The 13,949-nt window shown below is 39.3% G+C and carries 15 protein-coding genes; 4 read left to right on the top strand and 11 right to left on the bottom strand.

Going from position 1 to position 13,949, the window contains the following annotated elements:
- Position 1 precedes the first annotated feature (1 nt).
- The 3 genes from tatB to hemB all read left to right on the top strand — a co-directional run bounded on the left by tatB (position 2) and on the right by hemB (position 2,406).
- On the top strand, positions 2-553 hold the full coding sequence (tatB, locus tag ACTG7X_RS02515) for a Sec-independent protein translocase protein TatB (RefSeq protein ID WP_439256963.1): 552 nt from the start codon (positions 2-4) through the stop codon (positions 551-553).
- Entirely contained in the window at positions 550-1,296 is a 747-nt protein-coding gene (tatC, locus tag ACTG7X_RS02510; RefSeq protein ID WP_439256962.1) for a twin-arginine translocase subunit TatC, read from the top strand. The genes tatB and tatC overlap by 4 nt, the downstream gene beginning before the upstream one ends.
- Positions 1,297-1,374: 78 nt before the next feature.
- Positions 1,375-2,406 carry a porphobilinogen synthase gene (gene hemB / locus ACTG7X_RS02505; protein ID WP_439256961.1) on the top strand — a complete coding sequence of 344 codons (1,032 nt, stop codon included), beginning with the start codon at positions 1,375-1,377 and terminating at the stop codon, positions 2,404-2,406.
- Positions 2,407-2,555: 149 nt separating this feature from the next.
- On the opposite strand, the gene rplS is transcribed toward hemB, so the two are convergent.
- The 6 genes from rplS to ACTG7X_RS02475 all read right to left on the bottom strand — a co-directional run bounded on the left by rplS (position 2,556) and on the right by ACTG7X_RS02475 (position 7,231).
- A complete protein-coding gene (rplS, locus tag ACTG7X_RS02500) occupies positions 2,556-2,906 on the bottom strand; it encodes a 50S ribosomal protein L19 (RefSeq protein WP_386692374.1) in 351 nt (116 codons plus the stop codon).
- Positions 2,907-2,940: 34 nt separating this feature from the next.
- Positions 2,941-3,696: a tRNA (guanosine(37)-N1)-methyltransferase TrmD gene (trmD, locus tag ACTG7X_RS02495; RefSeq protein ID WP_439256960.1), complete on the bottom strand. Its 756-nt coding sequence runs from the start codon at positions 3,694-3,696 to the stop codon at positions 2,941-2,943.
- A gap of 48 nt (positions 3,697-3,744) precedes the next feature.
- Positions 3,745-4,281, bottom strand: a complete 537-nt coding sequence (gene rimM / locus ACTG7X_RS02490) for a ribosome maturation factor RimM (protein ID WP_439256959.1) — start codon at positions 4,279-4,281, stop codon at positions 3,745-3,747.
- A 28-nt stretch (positions 4,282-4,309) separates the two neighbouring features.
- Positions 4,310-4,558 (bottom strand): 30S ribosomal protein S16, encoded by a 249-nt coding sequence (gene rpsP, locus ACTG7X_RS02485; protein ID WP_439239524.1) that lies wholly within the window; start codon positions 4,556-4,558, stop codon positions 4,310-4,312.
- Positions 4,559-4,817: 259 nt separating this feature from the next.
- Positions 4,818-6,080 (bottom strand): cytidylyltransferase domain-containing protein, encoded by a 1,263-nt coding sequence (locus ACTG7X_RS02480; RefSeq protein WP_439256958.1) that lies wholly within the window; start codon positions 6,078-6,080, stop codon positions 4,818-4,820.
- Positions 6,081-6,208: 128 nt separating this feature from the next.
- Positions 6,209-7,231 (bottom strand): glycosyltransferase family 52, encoded by a 1,023-nt coding sequence (locus tag ACTG7X_RS02475; RefSeq protein ID WP_439256957.1) that lies wholly within the window; start codon positions 7,229-7,231, stop codon positions 6,209-6,211.
- A gap of 163 nt (positions 7,232-7,394) precedes the next feature.
- Here ACTG7X_RS02475 and ACTG7X_RS02470 point away from each other — a divergent pair, with 163 nt between their 5' ends.
- Positions 7,395-8,423 (top strand): glycosyltransferase family 9 protein, encoded by a 1,029-nt coding sequence (locus ACTG7X_RS02470; protein ID WP_439256956.1) that lies wholly within the window; start codon positions 7,395-7,397, stop codon positions 8,421-8,423.
- 53 nt (positions 8,424-8,476) lie between these two features.
- Here ACTG7X_RS02470 and ACTG7X_RS02465 read toward each other — a convergent pair whose 3' ends face one another.
- From ACTG7X_RS02465 to pyrG, 5 genes are all read right to left on the bottom strand, one after another.
- Positions 8,477-8,815: a carboxymuconolactone decarboxylase family protein gene (locus tag ACTG7X_RS02465; protein WP_439242780.1), complete on the bottom strand. Its 339-nt coding sequence runs from the start codon at positions 8,813-8,815 to the stop codon at positions 8,477-8,479.
- Positions 8,816-8,837: 22 nt separating this feature from the next.
- Positions 8,838-10,208, bottom strand: coding sequence for a glutathione-disulfide reductase (gene gorA, locus ACTG7X_RS02460; protein WP_439242782.1), 1,371 nt, complete (start codon positions 10,206-10,208; stop codon positions 8,838-8,840).
- Between the two features lie 127 nt (positions 10,209-10,335).
- On the bottom strand, positions 10,336-10,743 hold the full coding sequence (locus ACTG7X_RS02455; protein ID WP_439242784.1) for a DUF2251 domain-containing protein: 408 nt from the start codon (positions 10,741-10,743) through the stop codon (positions 10,336-10,338).
- 103 nt (positions 10,744-10,846) lie between these two features.
- Positions 10,847-12,148, bottom strand: a complete 1,302-nt coding sequence (gene eno, locus ACTG7X_RS02450) for a phosphopyruvate hydratase (RefSeq protein WP_439256955.1) — start codon at positions 12,146-12,148, stop codon at positions 10,847-10,849.
- A gap of 129 nt (positions 12,149-12,277) precedes the next feature.
- On the bottom strand, positions 12,278-13,906 hold the full coding sequence (pyrG, locus tag ACTG7X_RS02445) for a glutamine hydrolyzing CTP synthase (RefSeq protein WP_439256954.1): 1,629 nt from the start codon (positions 13,904-13,906) through the stop codon (positions 12,278-12,280).
- Between the last annotated feature and the right edge of the window lie 43 nt (positions 13,907-13,949).

Genomic DNA, 13,949 nt, shown 5'->3' with positions numbered 1-13,949 from the left:
CGTGTTTGATATAGGTTTTTCTGAATTACTGTTGATTTTTATTGTGGGCTTAGTGGTATTAGGGCCGCAACGTATGCCTGTGGCCATTCGTACCGTGATGAAATGGGTGCGGACCGTTCGTGGGTTAGCGGCTAATGTGCAAAATGAATTGGCTCAAGAATTAAAATTGCAAGAATTACAAGAGAGTATCAAAAAAGCCGAGCATTTAAATTTAAATGCTTTATCGCCTGAATTAGCGGAAACTGTGCAAGATTTGAAACAATCTGCGGAAAAAATGAAAGCAGAGTTGGATAAACAAGCCAGTGTAGCCAATCATTCGTTGCAAGAACAAATTGAGATTGTGCGTAACGAGAATTATCAAGCGAATCAACAAAATACATCAGAAACAGCGGAAAATTCCACCGCACTTGATAATGCGGAAACAGTTGATGACGAGCTGGCGGAAAATATTGAACATGAATTGTCTTTAGACGAACAGTTGGCACAATATATCGATCAATATCACCCTGCTGAAGATGCTCAACCTGTTAGCCAACAGGAGAACAAATCATGAGTAATGTCGAAGAAACACAGCCTTTAATCTCACATTTAATCGAATTACGTAATCGTTTATTACGCTCATTCATTTTTGTTGCCGTGGTTTTTCTGGCGTTAGTCTATTTTTCTAATGATATTTATCATTTAATTGCGACCCCCTTATTGGATGCTATGCCTGCTGGCTCAACCATGATTGCCACCAATGTGGCTGCACCGTTTTTTACCCCGATAAAATTAACCGCACTTTCAGCCGTGTTTATTTCGGTGCCTTTTTTGCTGTATCAACTTTGGGCATTTGTCGCTCCAGCCTTATACAGCCACGAAAAACGCTTAGTCTATCCTTTGTTATTTTCCAGTACGTTATTGTTTTATGTAGGCGTCGCCTTTGCCTATTATGTGGTGTTCCCCTTGGTATTTAGCTTTCTCACCAAAACCACCCCTGACGGCGTTGCCATGGCAACGGATATTAGCAGTTATTTAGATTTTGTATTGACCCTATTTTTAGCCTTTGGTGTTTGCTTTGAAGTGCCTGTGGCGATTATTTTACTTTGTTGGGCAGGCGTCACCACGCCAGAAGATCTCAAAGCGAAACGCCCTTATATTATTGTGACGGCTTTTGTGGTCGGGATGTTGCTCACACCACCCGATATTTTTTCCCAAACCTTATTGGCCATTCCTATGTGTTTGCTGTTTGAAGTGGGTGTAATCTGTGCCAGATTCTACCGCCCAAAAGAAGATACTGCCGAAACTGAATCCTAACATTCCCTCTCCCTTTGGGAGAGGGTGAGGGTAAAGTGCGGTAAAAAATCAAGAATTTTATAAGTTTTGGAGTAAACAATGACAATACAAATTTTTACAGGTTACCCTGAACGCCGTTTACGCCGTATGCGTAAACATGATTTTAGCCGCCGTTTAATGGCGGAAAATAAATTAACCGTGGATGATTTGATCTATCCAGTGTTTATCATGGAGGGCGAAAACCAACGTGAACCCGTGCCGTCTATGCCAAAAGTGGAACGTTTAACCATCGATCAATTACTGATTGAGGCTGGTTTGTTGGTGAAATACGGCGTGCCAGTGATCGCCTTGTTTCCAGTGGTTGAACAAGATAAAAAATCCTTGTTAGCGGAAGAAAGCTATAACCCTAACGGCTTGGTGCAACGTGCGGTACGAACCTTAAAATCCGCTTATCCAGAATTAGGCGTATTAACGGATGTGGCGTTAGATCCTTATACGGTGCATGGTCAAGACGGTATTATTGATGACTCCGGCTATGTGTTAAATGAAGAAACCTGTGCTGTTCTGGTTAAACAAGCCCTTTCCCACGCTGAAGCCGGTGCAGATATTGTGGCACCAAGCGATATGATGGATGGCAGAATTGGCAAAATTCGCACCGCACTTGAACAGAAAGGCTTGATTCATACCTTAATTATGGCCTATGCCGCAAAATACGCATCCAATTATTATGGCCCTTTCCGTGATGCAGTGGGGTCATCAGCTAACTTAAAAGGTGGCGATAAGAAAACCTATCAAGTGGATCCTGCCAACAGTGATGAGGGCTTGCAAGAAGTGGCACTGGATATTCAAGAAGGTGCCGATATGGTCATGGTAAAACCCGGTATGCCGTATTTAGACATGGTTTATCGTGTCAAACACCAATTTGGTGTGCCGACCTTTGCCTATCAAGTGTCCGGCGAATATGCCATGCACTTGGCTGCCATTGAAAATGGTTGGTTAAAAGAAAAAGAGTGTATCATGGAGGGCTTGTTGTGCTTTAAGCGGGCGGGTGCTGATGGGATTTTGACGTATTTTGCTAAACAAGTGGCTGAATGGTTGTATTTGGACAATCAGCATCAATCATGCGAATAGACAGAATGAATCTGTTCGCCACTACCATGAAGAATGTCAGCTAAAATTAAAAGGACTGAGTTCGATAGATTATCGTCCTCAGTCCTTTAAATATTGGGTATCAGATCAGATTTCCAAGCCTTTTATTGCTCATTAATCTTGATCTGAAATTAAGCACCCAAACGTTCTTTAATACGTGCAGATTTACCTGAACGTTCACGTAAGTAGTAAAGTTTCGCTTTACGTACCGCACCTTTACGTTTCACAGCAATGCTGTCAATCGCTGGTGAGTGAGTTTGGAAAACACGTTCAACGCCAGTACCGTTTGATACTTTACGTAAGGTAAATGCACTGTGCAAGCCACGGTTACGAATTGCAATAACCACGCCTTCGAATGCTTGCAAACGTTTTTTAGAACCTTCAACAACCCATACTTTTACTTCTAATGTGTCACCAGGACGGAAGCTAGGGATGTTTTGTTTTAATTGTTCATCTTCAAGTTGTTTAATGATGTTGCTCATTTTTTAAACCTTTTTTAATACTAGAATTAACTGATTAAGCCTGCTCTTTTTTAATTTGAGCGAGCAATTTTTTTTGTTCGTCAGTCAGAGCTAGTTCTTCCAGTAGCTCAGGGCGTCTTAACCACGTTCGCTCAAGGGATTGTTTCAATCGCCATTTGCGAATTTCTTCGTGGTGACCCGACATCAGTATGGGTGGTACAGTAAGCCCGTCTAACACCTCTGGCCGAGTATAATGTGGGCAATCCAATAACCCTGTGGCAAAGGAATCTTCCTCTGCGGAGGCTTGTTTGCCTAATACTCCGGGAATAAATCTTGCAACGGCATCAATTAATGTCATTGCAGGCAATTCCCCGCCAGTAAGAACATAATCGCCGATTGACCATTCTTCATCAATTTCGGTTTGAATCAATCGTTCATCAATGCCCTCGTAACGACCACACACTAAAATGAGTTGTTCATTTTGTGCCAGTTCTTTTACGCCAGCTTGATCCAATTTACGTCCTTGCGGTGACAAGTAAATCACTTTTGCCTTGTGACCGCTCTTGTGATGTGCTTTCGCCTGTTGTTTGGCTTGATGAATGGCATCCCGTAAAGGCTGCACCATCATCAACATACCCGGCCCACCGCCATAAGGGCGGTCGTCTACGGTATGGTGTTTATCCCAAGTAAAATCCCTTGGATTCACACATTGCACATCCAGTAAATGTTGTTTGACTGCTCGACCTGTTACCCCAAATTCTGTAATTGCTTTAAACATGTCGGGAAACAGGGTGACGATCCCTATAAACATAAATTTCCCCGAGAGTTACTACTTAAAAGCGCCACAGCATACCTGAGATTAGAAACCTGCGTCCCAATCCACTTCTATCGTCTTTGTGGTGAGATCGACTCTTTTAACTACTTGTTCATACAAAAACGGGATTAACCGTTCTTGTTTGCCGAACGCATCTTTGCTATTCGCTCGGACCACCAACACATCATTAGAACCGGTCTCCATCATTTCTGTCACGGCCCCCATGGCGTAACCTTGTAAATTGACCACTTGGCAACCGATCAAATCGTGCCAATAATAATCGCCATCTTCCAATTCAGGAAAAACAGACAAATCTACGCCAATTTCCACATTCGCCAAGGTTTGCGCCATTTCTCGATCGTCAATATTTTTCAATTTCACGATCAATTCATGATTATGATGTTTCCAACTTTCTAATTCGGTAGGTTGCCATTGCCCCTTGATTTTTAAATACCAAGGTTGATAGCTAAAAATGTTTTCAGCGGATTCGGTGGAGGAATAAATACGCAACCAACCACGAATACCGTAAGTCGAGCCGAGTTTTCCGACTACTTCAATACGCTGTTCAGTGTGTTGTGTCATATTTATCACCTATACTCAAATCGTTTAATTACGCTGCTTTTTGTGCTTCTTTTACTAAAGAAGAAACACGATCAGACAGGCTTGCACCTTTTTCTAACCACGCATTAACACGGTCTAAATCTAAACGTAAACGTTCAGCGTTACCAGTTGCTAATGGGTTGAAAAAGCCTACACGCTCAATAAAACGACCGTCACGTGGTGAACGGCTGTCAGCGACAACGATTTGATAAAATGGGCGTTTTTTAGCTCCGCCACGAGATAAACGAATGGTTACCATAACCTTCCTCTAATGTTTAATAATAAAAGAAATTCCGTATCGAAGGCACGGAATACTTACTTTTTTCTCTGTATATATAGACAAAAAGCCCAAGGATTATACATTTTTTTTGGGAAAAAGCAAGGGATAACTGAAGGATAAACAAGGATAGTTACGGTGTTATCTCTACTAAAATTAAAATGCTTGTAATATTTTACTAACAATCCTACATGGTACTATTCGGGGGTTGGTATAATCTGATAACATAGGTAATACGAATTTACTTTATTCTTTTTTCTAAAATAGATTGTAATAATTCATAGCCTCGAGCATTAAAATGCAATCCATCATTAGTATATTCAAGGTTAAGTTTCCCATACTGATCGCTAAATAATGCATTCAGTTCAACCCATTCTACACCCGTTATTTTTTCTTTTAAATAGGTATTTAATTCATTAATATCTTTATTACTACGATCTATTCTTAACGCGGTAGGTGTGATTTCTAAAAATAATATTCTAATATCAGTTCTAATCTTTTTAAGATGATTTATCAATAATTGAATATCATTGCAAATTGACTGCTTTGACCAATTATCTTTAACAATATCATTAGTCCCTATCATTAATATAACTGTTTTACCCAATGATTGAATCATCCCTTTATCAAGAATTAATTGCAAATATTCACTTGCTGAAATTCCTGATATAGCTAGATTGGTTACCGATTTCCCATTTATAAAATTAATATTCCACTGTTCTAAAATAGAATGACCAATAAAAGTAATATCTTTCTGTTGTTGAAAAAGCTCTGTTTTGTATAAGATTTGCTGTTTAATTGAATTTAATAGTGTGATATTTTTATTACGCTGTTGCATAATAAAATAAAAATATTCAAAATCTAAGCGATCATCAATATCAATAGAATCACATTTATCCATAAAATAAGCTAAAGATTTCTCACCATAGAAATGTTTTTGTTTTAAGTAAGCATCTGGTTTTGCAATAAAAATTGCGCCATTAGGTGAAAATTCAGGGTGGTAGTGTTGTCGAGCATAATTTGAATAATCTAAAGTAAAATTTTTCAAACTTTCATCTTTATCTATTAAGCGAGTTAATGTCGTCGGTTTATGAGATTCAGAAACAGAAACACAGAAATTAAATCTATCTATATTTTGCTCAAATTTATCACAAGATTCTTTAATATGTGTTGCCGTACGTAAGGGGGAGGTCGGTTGTAATAAAACAAAATAATCAAAATCTAGTCCTTTATATTGCTGAAGTACATCTTCAATCACAACAAATGAACTTGAATTATCTCTAGATAAATGCCCTGCCCGTTTGATAAATTCTATAGGATAATCTGACAGTAAATCAATATATTCTTGAGAATCTGTAGTCACAATAATTTTCTCAAAACCACTATATTCAATAGCCGCTTCTATACTATATGCAATTAATGGTTTTCCATTGGCTAGTAATACATTCTTATTTGGTAACCCTTTAGAACCTGAACGAGCGGTAATAATTGCAATTTTTTTCATATTATCATCCTTATAAAAAATATTTTCCACAAAAGATAAAGTATAAATACTTTATTTTATATGATAAGTTAAAATAGATATTTATACACATTTTAGTATATTCTCAAATGAAAAATTATTAAGCTATATTAGGGATAAATATTTTCATTAATATGTATCACTTTAATTCCATTTTCTTTAAAAATATTCCAAATATTTTCAAAAGATTTTGGAACATTATTATAACTGTAGGCCGTCATATCAACATTTTCTAATTCTTTTAATAATATTAATGATGTGCTGAAAAATGAGTGAAGTTCTATCCTTATGCTTGGATCTTTCTGAATTTCATGTAATATATAATCTTCCAGAATTCTATTACTATGAATATATGTTAACCCTTGAATAATATTTATTTCTCGTGGGTGGGGAAAATAAAACTTGATATTATTGCTTTGTATAATATTTTTTAATATGCTTTCATCTACGCCAATTTCATGCAAGGGCTGACCAACAAATATCTTTAATACTTTGTTACCAAGATCTTGTTTTATGGATTTATCACTATTGATTAACTGAATTGGATATGTGTTTTTTAATATATTTTTCTGATGGGGAAACAATGTGTAATGTCTTGATGTATTATTTAGGTATGTGTAAGCATCATGTTTTATACCACGTAAATAATAACGAATTTTTTTCAAATAATTTTTTTTCTTTCCGGCAAAATCATCTACTTTACGATGAGAAATATTAGCGATGCCATCATCAAAAGTATGATAATTTTTTGCCCCTACATGACTCGTAATAAAGTGTGTTTCTTTATGTTTTAAATTAGCAAGATAACAAAGACTATAATTTTTTCTAAGTTTTTTCAGAGCCTTACGAAGTTCTGTTATTTTATATTTTGATTTGCAAGTTTGAGCTCTACCTAGATTAACATATACACTATTTTGGCATAATTTAGTCACACGTTGATAATAATAGCGGTATTTATCATTATCTGTACAAGTTAATGTTATCAAATCTACATTGTATAATTTTTGTTGTTCAATTATTTTTTCAGCGATAAGTAAATGAAGGGGGGTTAGACAGATAAATAAGTGTGTTGAGTGTTGAGTGTTGAGTGTTGAGTGTTGAGTGTTGAGTGTTGAGTGTTGAGTGTTGAGCATTCATTGTTTTTTTTTATTGACAGATCCATATAAAATAATTATAACATAACGAGTTATGAAAACAAAGGCAAATAGATGCAAAAAGGTACGATAAAAAATGAAAGATAAGCAAGTAGTAATAGTTCAAAAATCCTATGCTTCAAAACTATTTTAGGAAAATCCTATGCAAAATTTACTTGTCATTCGTAATGATAAAATCGGTGATTTTATGCTGATTTTCCCTGCGTTAGCGTTAATCAAACAATCTGATCCAGATATCAACATTACCGCTTTAGTCCCACATTACACCGCTCCGTTAGCGGAACTTTGTCCTTATATTGATGATGTCATCATTGACAGTCAAAATAAAAAAAACGCCGCCGATTTTCACCGCACTTTGAATCAAATTAAGGCTGCCAAATTTGATTCGGTGATTAGTTTTGTATCAGACTGGTATAACGCCAAACTCACTTGGCAATCTGGCATTAAATATCGCCTTGCACCCGCCACGAAATTATTTCAATTTTTGTATAATCATCGCCTTACCCAACGTCGTTCCCGTTCGGAAAAGGCTGAGTTTGAATATAATTTGGATTTGGCTCGCCAATTTTTGGCCGATCATCACCTTTCCCCAATCGAGCCTCAACCGCCTTATTTAACCTTAGATCAAACTGCGGTGCAAAATCAGCGAGTTTTATTAAGCAAACAATTCAATCTTGACCTCAATAAAAAATGGCTATTTGTGCATAGTGGCACGGGGGGGTCGGCAAACAGTTTATCGTTGAATCAGTATGAGGCGTTAATCAAGGGCATTTTAGCCGAGTTTGATTGCCATATTGTGTTAACTGCTGGCCCAAATGAAAGTGAAAAAGCGCACCAACTGGCTAGCATGGTTAATGATGATCATGTGGTTATTTATGATAAAAATAATGGTCTACAAGATTTCACTTATTCTTTAGCTTGTGCCGATTTATTTATAGCGGGTTCCACGGGGCCGTTGCATATTTGTGGGGCGTTGAATATTCCAACCATTGGATTTTATCCAAGCCGTTTATCCGCCATTCCACGCCGTTGGCGGCCGATTAATCAAGCAGAACACCATATTGCCTTTTGTCCACCGTTTAGAAAAGAGGTAGAGAAGAATTTGACGGTGATTCCGATTTCGGATTGTTTGCGAGAGATTATTCCGTTTATTCAAACGCAATGGCAATAAAAAACAAATGCACCTTAATATAAAATCAAGGTGCATTTTTTATTTTTTTAGCGCTATTTCTGCTCGTTAAAGGCTTCTAAAGCACGTAACGAATAGGTATAAGCCGCACCGGCATTTAAGGCAATGGCCATGGCTAACGCCGCAGAAACTTCTTCTTCCGTTGCCCCTGCTTTTACAGCATCAGCCGCATGCACTGAAATACAGCTCTCGCAACGAGTAGTCACTGCAACCGCTAAGGCGATTAACTCTCTGGTTTTCGCATCTAATACATTACCCTCTGCCGCTGCTGCTCCTAACGCTGCATAGGCTTGTAACATTTTCGGTTGTTTTTTACCTAATTCACCAAAAGATTTTTTCACATGGGAAGTATGGGCTTTCCAATCTGTAAACATAATAAATTCCTTCTTATATCAGTTAACGCATGGTGACAAATTCTTCGGAACCTGTCGGATGAATGGCGACGGTGTTATCAAAGTCTGCTTTGGTTGCACCCATTTTAATGGCGACTGCAAAACCTTGAATCATTTCATCGACACCAAAACCAATACCGTGTAAACCCACCACTTTTTCATCTTTTCCCACACAGACTAATTTCATGCGGCAAGGTTGACGATGTTGGGTAACAGCGGTGTACATTGCGGTGAAAGATGATTTATAGACTTTCACATTTTCTTCGCCGTATTGAGCGATAGCTTGTGGCTCGGTTAAGCCAATGGTGCCGATAGGCGGGTGGCTGAACACCACTGTTGGCACTAAATTATAATCTAAATGCTCGTTCGGTTTGTTGTTGAATAAACGTTCGGACAAACGGCGACCGGCGGCTACGGCCACAGGGGTTAATTCAATACCGCCCTCGATAATATCACCGACGGCATAGATGTTGGGTACATTGGTATTTTGGAATTTATCCACTTTGATAAACCCACGTTCGTTAGTGGCAACACCAGTGGCTTGTAAGTTAATCACATCTGTTGCCGGCTCACGACCAATCGCCCATACCAGACTTTCTACCGTGGTTTCACGTCCGTCTTTAAGTTTTAAGGTTAATGTACCGTCCGCATTTTTCACCACTTCTTCTGGAGTGGCTTGGGTATGTAATTGAATACCGTCTTGTGCTAATACTTCCAACAAGGTATCCACGATTAAAGGATCTTGATTACGCAACGGTGCATGTTGACGCACAAATAAATGGCTTTCGACACCAAAGCTGTTAAAGACGCCAGCCAACTCAACGGCAATATAACCCGCTCCCACAATGGCAACAGATTTTGGTAATTCGTTCAATGCAAATACGCCGTCAGACGTTATGCCGTATTCCGCCCCTTTCACTTTAGGAATACTCGGACGACCACCCGTGGCAATTAAAATATGATCCGCCGTCACTTGTTCTGTTGAGCCGTCAGCATAGCTCACTTCAATGGTTTTTGCGTCAACAAATTTCGCAAAACCGTTTAACACATCCACATTATTTTTACCTAACACATTGCCATAAGATGTGTGAATACGTCCAATATAGGCTTGACGGCTTTCCACTAATTTTGAAAAATCGAATTTATTGACGCTGACATCAAAGCCATAATCTGGGGCATAATGATTAATCGCCTCGGCCACTTGTGCACCATAGAACATGACTTTCTTCGGTACACAACCCACATTGACGCAAGTACCGCCTAAGTGTTTTGCCTCAATAATGGCACATTTTTTACCATAACTGGCTGCACGGTTAATGGATGCAATACCGCCACTACCGCCACCGATAGCTAAATAATCATAATGTTTTGTCATAAGTGCTTTCCTTTCATTTTCTAAGGGGGAATAATCGGGTCATTCTGGCTAAAAATCGCCTAATAAGCAACCTGATTACATAAATTATTCTAATCGGTTTTATCAATATATAACGCTCAAATTTGAATTAAACCTTTAACCATTCTGCCACTAATTTATCCGTAATTTCTTCATGCGACCACATACTGGTGATTTCAGGCATCGGGAATTTACTGTGATTGTAGCCGACTAATCGGGTGTAATCAAAACTTGCGTGGGGATAACCATTCACGAGTAAAAAGGCTTGATTACCATCTTCCGACCAACAAATTTGAAATTGACGTGCCTCGTGCCGTCCCTCAATGCTGTCCACGCCGTAAACATATAAACTATCCACAATCGGTTGCTCTTTGTTGGTTAAATCCATGGCATAAAAATAACCGGTTTCACCGTCATCTTCAAACATCACGACCAAATGATCATGCACCGTGGAATGGGCTCCAAAATGTTTTTTCTGACCGATAAGGTGTTTATCTTCTAATACTAAATGTAACATGGTGTTATTCTCAAAAACGTTGTAAAAAAATACCGCACTTTTTCTCTTTAGAGCCAAAGTGCGGTACGAATTTTAAGATTTTTTTAATCTAATTCAACTCAGATTACGCTTGACCTTTCACCGCTTTTAAGCCTAAGAACGGAGCTTTGTCGCCTAATGCTTCTTCGATACGGATTAATTGGTTGTATTTCGCAATACGGTCAGAACGGCTCATTGAACCGGTTTTGATTTGACCTGCTGCGGTACCCACTGCTAAATCTGCGATAGTTGCATCTTCGGTTTCACCTGAACGGTGAGAAATTACTGCGGTGTAACCTGCATCTTTCGCCATTTTAATCGCTGCCAAGGTTTCAGTTAATGAACCGATTTGGTTGAATTTGATTAAGATAGAATTTGCGATACCTTTTTCGATACCTTCTTTTAAGATTTTGGTGTTGGTTACGAACAAGTCATCACCCACTAATTGAACACGGTCGCCCAATACTTTAGTTTGGTAGGCGAAACCTTCCCAGTCAGATTCATCTTGACCATCTTCGATAGACACGATTGGGTATTCTTTGGTTAAGTTTTCAAGATAGTGTGTAAATTCTTGAGAAGTAAAGGTTTTACCTTCGCCTTTCATTTCGTATAAACCGTTGTCTTTGTTGTAGAACTCAGAAGACGCACAGTCCATAGCTAAAGTCACATCTTTACCTAACACATAACCGGCTTTTTCAACGGCTTCTTTGATACAAGCCAATGCAGCAGCATTAGATTCTAAGTTAGGTGCGAAACCACCCTCGTCACCCACTGCGGTGCTTAAGCCTTTCGCTTTTAATACTTTAGCCAAGTTGTGGAACACTTCCGCACCGATACGTAATGCTTCACGTAAGGTTTTTGCACCCACTGGTTGAATCATAAATTCTTGGATGTCTACGTTGTTGTCTGCGTGTTCACCACCGTTGATGATGTTCATCATTGGTAATGGCATAGAGTATTGACCTGGTGTGCCGTTTAATTCAGCAATGTGAGCGTAAAGTGGTAAACCTTTCGCTGCGGCTGCAGCTTTAGCATTGGCTAAAGATACCGCTAAAATAGCGTTTGCACCGAATTTTGATTTGTTTTCTGTGCCATCTAAGTCGATCATGATTTGGTCGATTTCAGCTTGGTTTAACGCATCTTTACCCACAACCGCTTTGGCGATTTCGTTGTTTACTGCAGAAACGGCTTTTAATACACCTTTACCTAAGAAACGTGCTTTATCACCATCACGTAATTCTAATGCTTCACGAGAACCTGTTGATGCACCTGATGGGGCTGCTGCTAAACCAACATAACCGCCTTCTAAATGCACTTCTGCTTCAACGGTTGGGTTACCACGTGAGTCAATGATTTCACGGCCGATGACTTTAACGATTTTTGCCATTTTTTGTTTTCCTTCTATTTAAGTTAATCTAAAATTCGTGTTTTAAAACTATCCCGATATGGTATAGATCTTTGTGCCTTTTGTCTTGTAAAAAATCACCATATTTTGATCTAACATCGGGTTTTGCCCTTATTTGCCCTGATTTTCTTTCGCTGCTTTGACAAATCCAGCAAATAATGGATGTCCGTCCCTTGGTGTGGACGTAAATTCAGGGTGGAATTGACAAGCCACAAACCAAGGGTGATTTGGTACTTCAATAATTTCCACTAATTTTTTATCCGCACTTAATCCAGTGACTTTTAAGCCGGCTTGCTCAATTTGTGGCAACAAGGTATTGTTCACTTCATAACGGTGACGGTGACGTTCTTCAATGGTTTCTTTGCCATACAGTTCACGTGCTTTCGAGCCATCCACGAGATGACATTGTTGTGCGCCCAAACGCATGGTGCCACCTAAATCGGATTTATCGGTGCGAGTTTCCACTTGGCCTGTGGCATCTTGCCATTCGGTGATTAAACCGACCACAGGTTGTGGGCAGGCTTTATCAAATTCAGAAGAATTTGCTTGCGTTAACCCTGCCACATGACGAGCGTATTCAATCAAGGCCACTTGCATACCTAAGCAAATGCCTAAGTAAGGAATATTATTTTCTCGAGCATATTGTGCAGTGAGAATTTTACCCTCTACACCACGATAACCAAAGCCCCCCGGCACTAAAATACCGTCCACACCTTTTAAAATCTCAACGCCTTTGGTTTCCACATCTTGCGAGTCGATATATTTAATATGCACTGTTAAGCGATTGGTTAATCCAGCATGTTTTAAGGCCTCGTTCACCGATTTATAGGCATCAGGCAATTCGACATATTTGCCCACCATACCGATAGTCACTTCGCCGGTTGGGTTGGCTTGACGATATAACACTTGCTCCCATTCGGAAAGATCCGCCGGTTTGCAATCTAAATGGAAACGTTGGCACACAAAATTATCTAGCCCTTGTGATTGCAATAAGGCAGGAATTTGATAGATAGAATCCACATCTTTTAGGGAAATCACTGCTTTTTCTGGTACATTACAGAACAAGGCAATTTTCGCTCGCTCATTACTTGGTACCATGCGGTCTGAACGGCAAATTAACACATCAGGCTGAATCCCGATAGACAATAATTCTTTCACCGAATGTTGGGTCGGTTTGGTTTTCACCTCGCCGGCAGTTGGAATATAAGGCACAAGGGTTAAGTGCATAAACATGGTGCGTTCACGCCCCACTTGTGCCGCAAGCTGACGTAAAGATTCCAAGAATGGCAGCGATTCAATATCCCCCACGGTGCCGCCCACTTCAATAATCGCCACATCATGACCTGCTGCACCGTCAATCACACGTGCTTTGATTTCATTGGTAATATGTGGAATCACCTGAATTGTCGCACCCAAATAATCACCACGACGCTCTTTGCGTAATACTTCGGAATAAATTTTACCGGTAGTGAAATTGTTGCGTTTGGTCATTTTGGTACGAATAAAACGTTCGTAGTGACCTAAATCTAAATCGGTTTCTGCACCGTCTTGGGTCACAAACACTTCGCCATGTTGGGTTGGCGACATGGTACCGGGGTCAACATTAATATAAGGATCGAGTTTCATAATGGTGACATTTAAGCCACGAGCTTCTAAAAGGGCCGCTAAGGACGCTGCTGCAATGCCTTTACCTAACGATGAAACCACACCGCCTGTTACGAAAATATAATTGGTTGTCATAAGTGAGATCTTGTTTTGATAGTGAAAAATAAATGCGATACGC

This window comes from Lonepinella sp. BR2271, assembly GCF_051851515.1.
GTDB lineage: Bacteria > Pseudomonadota > Gammaproteobacteria > Enterobacterales > Pasteurellaceae > Lonepinella.
The sequence above is the reverse complement of the archived record's forward strand: the minus strand, read 5'-3'. Positions and strand labels throughout refer to the sequence as shown.

Excerpts from the sequence above, each read along its gene's own strand:
- tatC (WP_439256962.1), top strand. The coding sequence starts at position 550 with ATGAGTAATGTCGAAGAAACACAGCCTTTAATCTCACATTTAATCGAA.
- hemB (WP_439256961.1), top strand. The coding sequence starts at position 1,375 with ATGACAATACAAATTTTTACAGGTTACCCTGAACGCCGTTTACGCCGT.
- rplS (WP_386692374.1), bottom strand. The coding sequence starts at position 2,906 with ATGAGCAACATCATTAAACAACTTGAAGATGAACAATTAAAACAAAAC.
- trmD (WP_439256960.1), bottom strand. The coding sequence starts at position 3,696 with ATGTTTATAGGGATCGTCACCCTGTTTCCCGACATGTTTAAAGCAATT.
- rimM (WP_439256959.1), bottom strand. The coding sequence starts at position 4,281 with ATGACACAACACACTGAACAGCGTATTGAAGTAGTCGGAAAACTCGGC.
- rpsP (WP_439239524.1), bottom strand. The coding sequence starts at position 4,558 with ATGGTAACCATTCGTTTATCTCGTGGCGGAGCTAAAAAACGCCCATTT.
- ACTG7X_RS02480 (WP_439256958.1), bottom strand. The coding sequence starts at position 6,080 with ATGAAAAAAATTGCAATTATTACCGCTCGTTCAGGTTCTAAAGGGTTA.
- ACTG7X_RS02475 (WP_439256957.1), bottom strand. The coding sequence starts at position 7,231 with ATGCTCAACACTCAACACTCAACACTCAACACTCAACACTCAACACTC.
- ACTG7X_RS02470 (WP_439256956.1), top strand. The coding sequence starts at position 7,395 with ATGCAAAATTTACTTGTCATTCGTAATGATAAAATCGGTGATTTTATG.
- ACTG7X_RS02465 (WP_439242780.1), bottom strand. The coding sequence starts at position 8,815 with ATGTTTACAGATTGGAAAGCCCATACTTCCCATGTGAAAAAATCTTTT.
- gorA (WP_439242782.1), bottom strand. The coding sequence starts at position 10,208 with ATGACAAAACATTATGATTATTTAGCTATCGGTGGCGGTAGTGGCGGT.
- ACTG7X_RS02455 (WP_439242784.1), bottom strand. The coding sequence starts at position 10,743 with ATGTTACATTTAGTATTAGAAGATAAACACCTTATCGGTCAGAAAAAA.
- eno (WP_439256955.1), bottom strand. The coding sequence starts at position 12,148 with ATGGCAAAAATCGTTAAAGTCATCGGCCGTGAAATCATTGACTCACGT.
- pyrG (WP_439256954.1), bottom strand. The coding sequence starts at position 13,906 with ATGACAACCAATTATATTTTCGTAACAGGCGGTGTGGTTTCATCGTTA.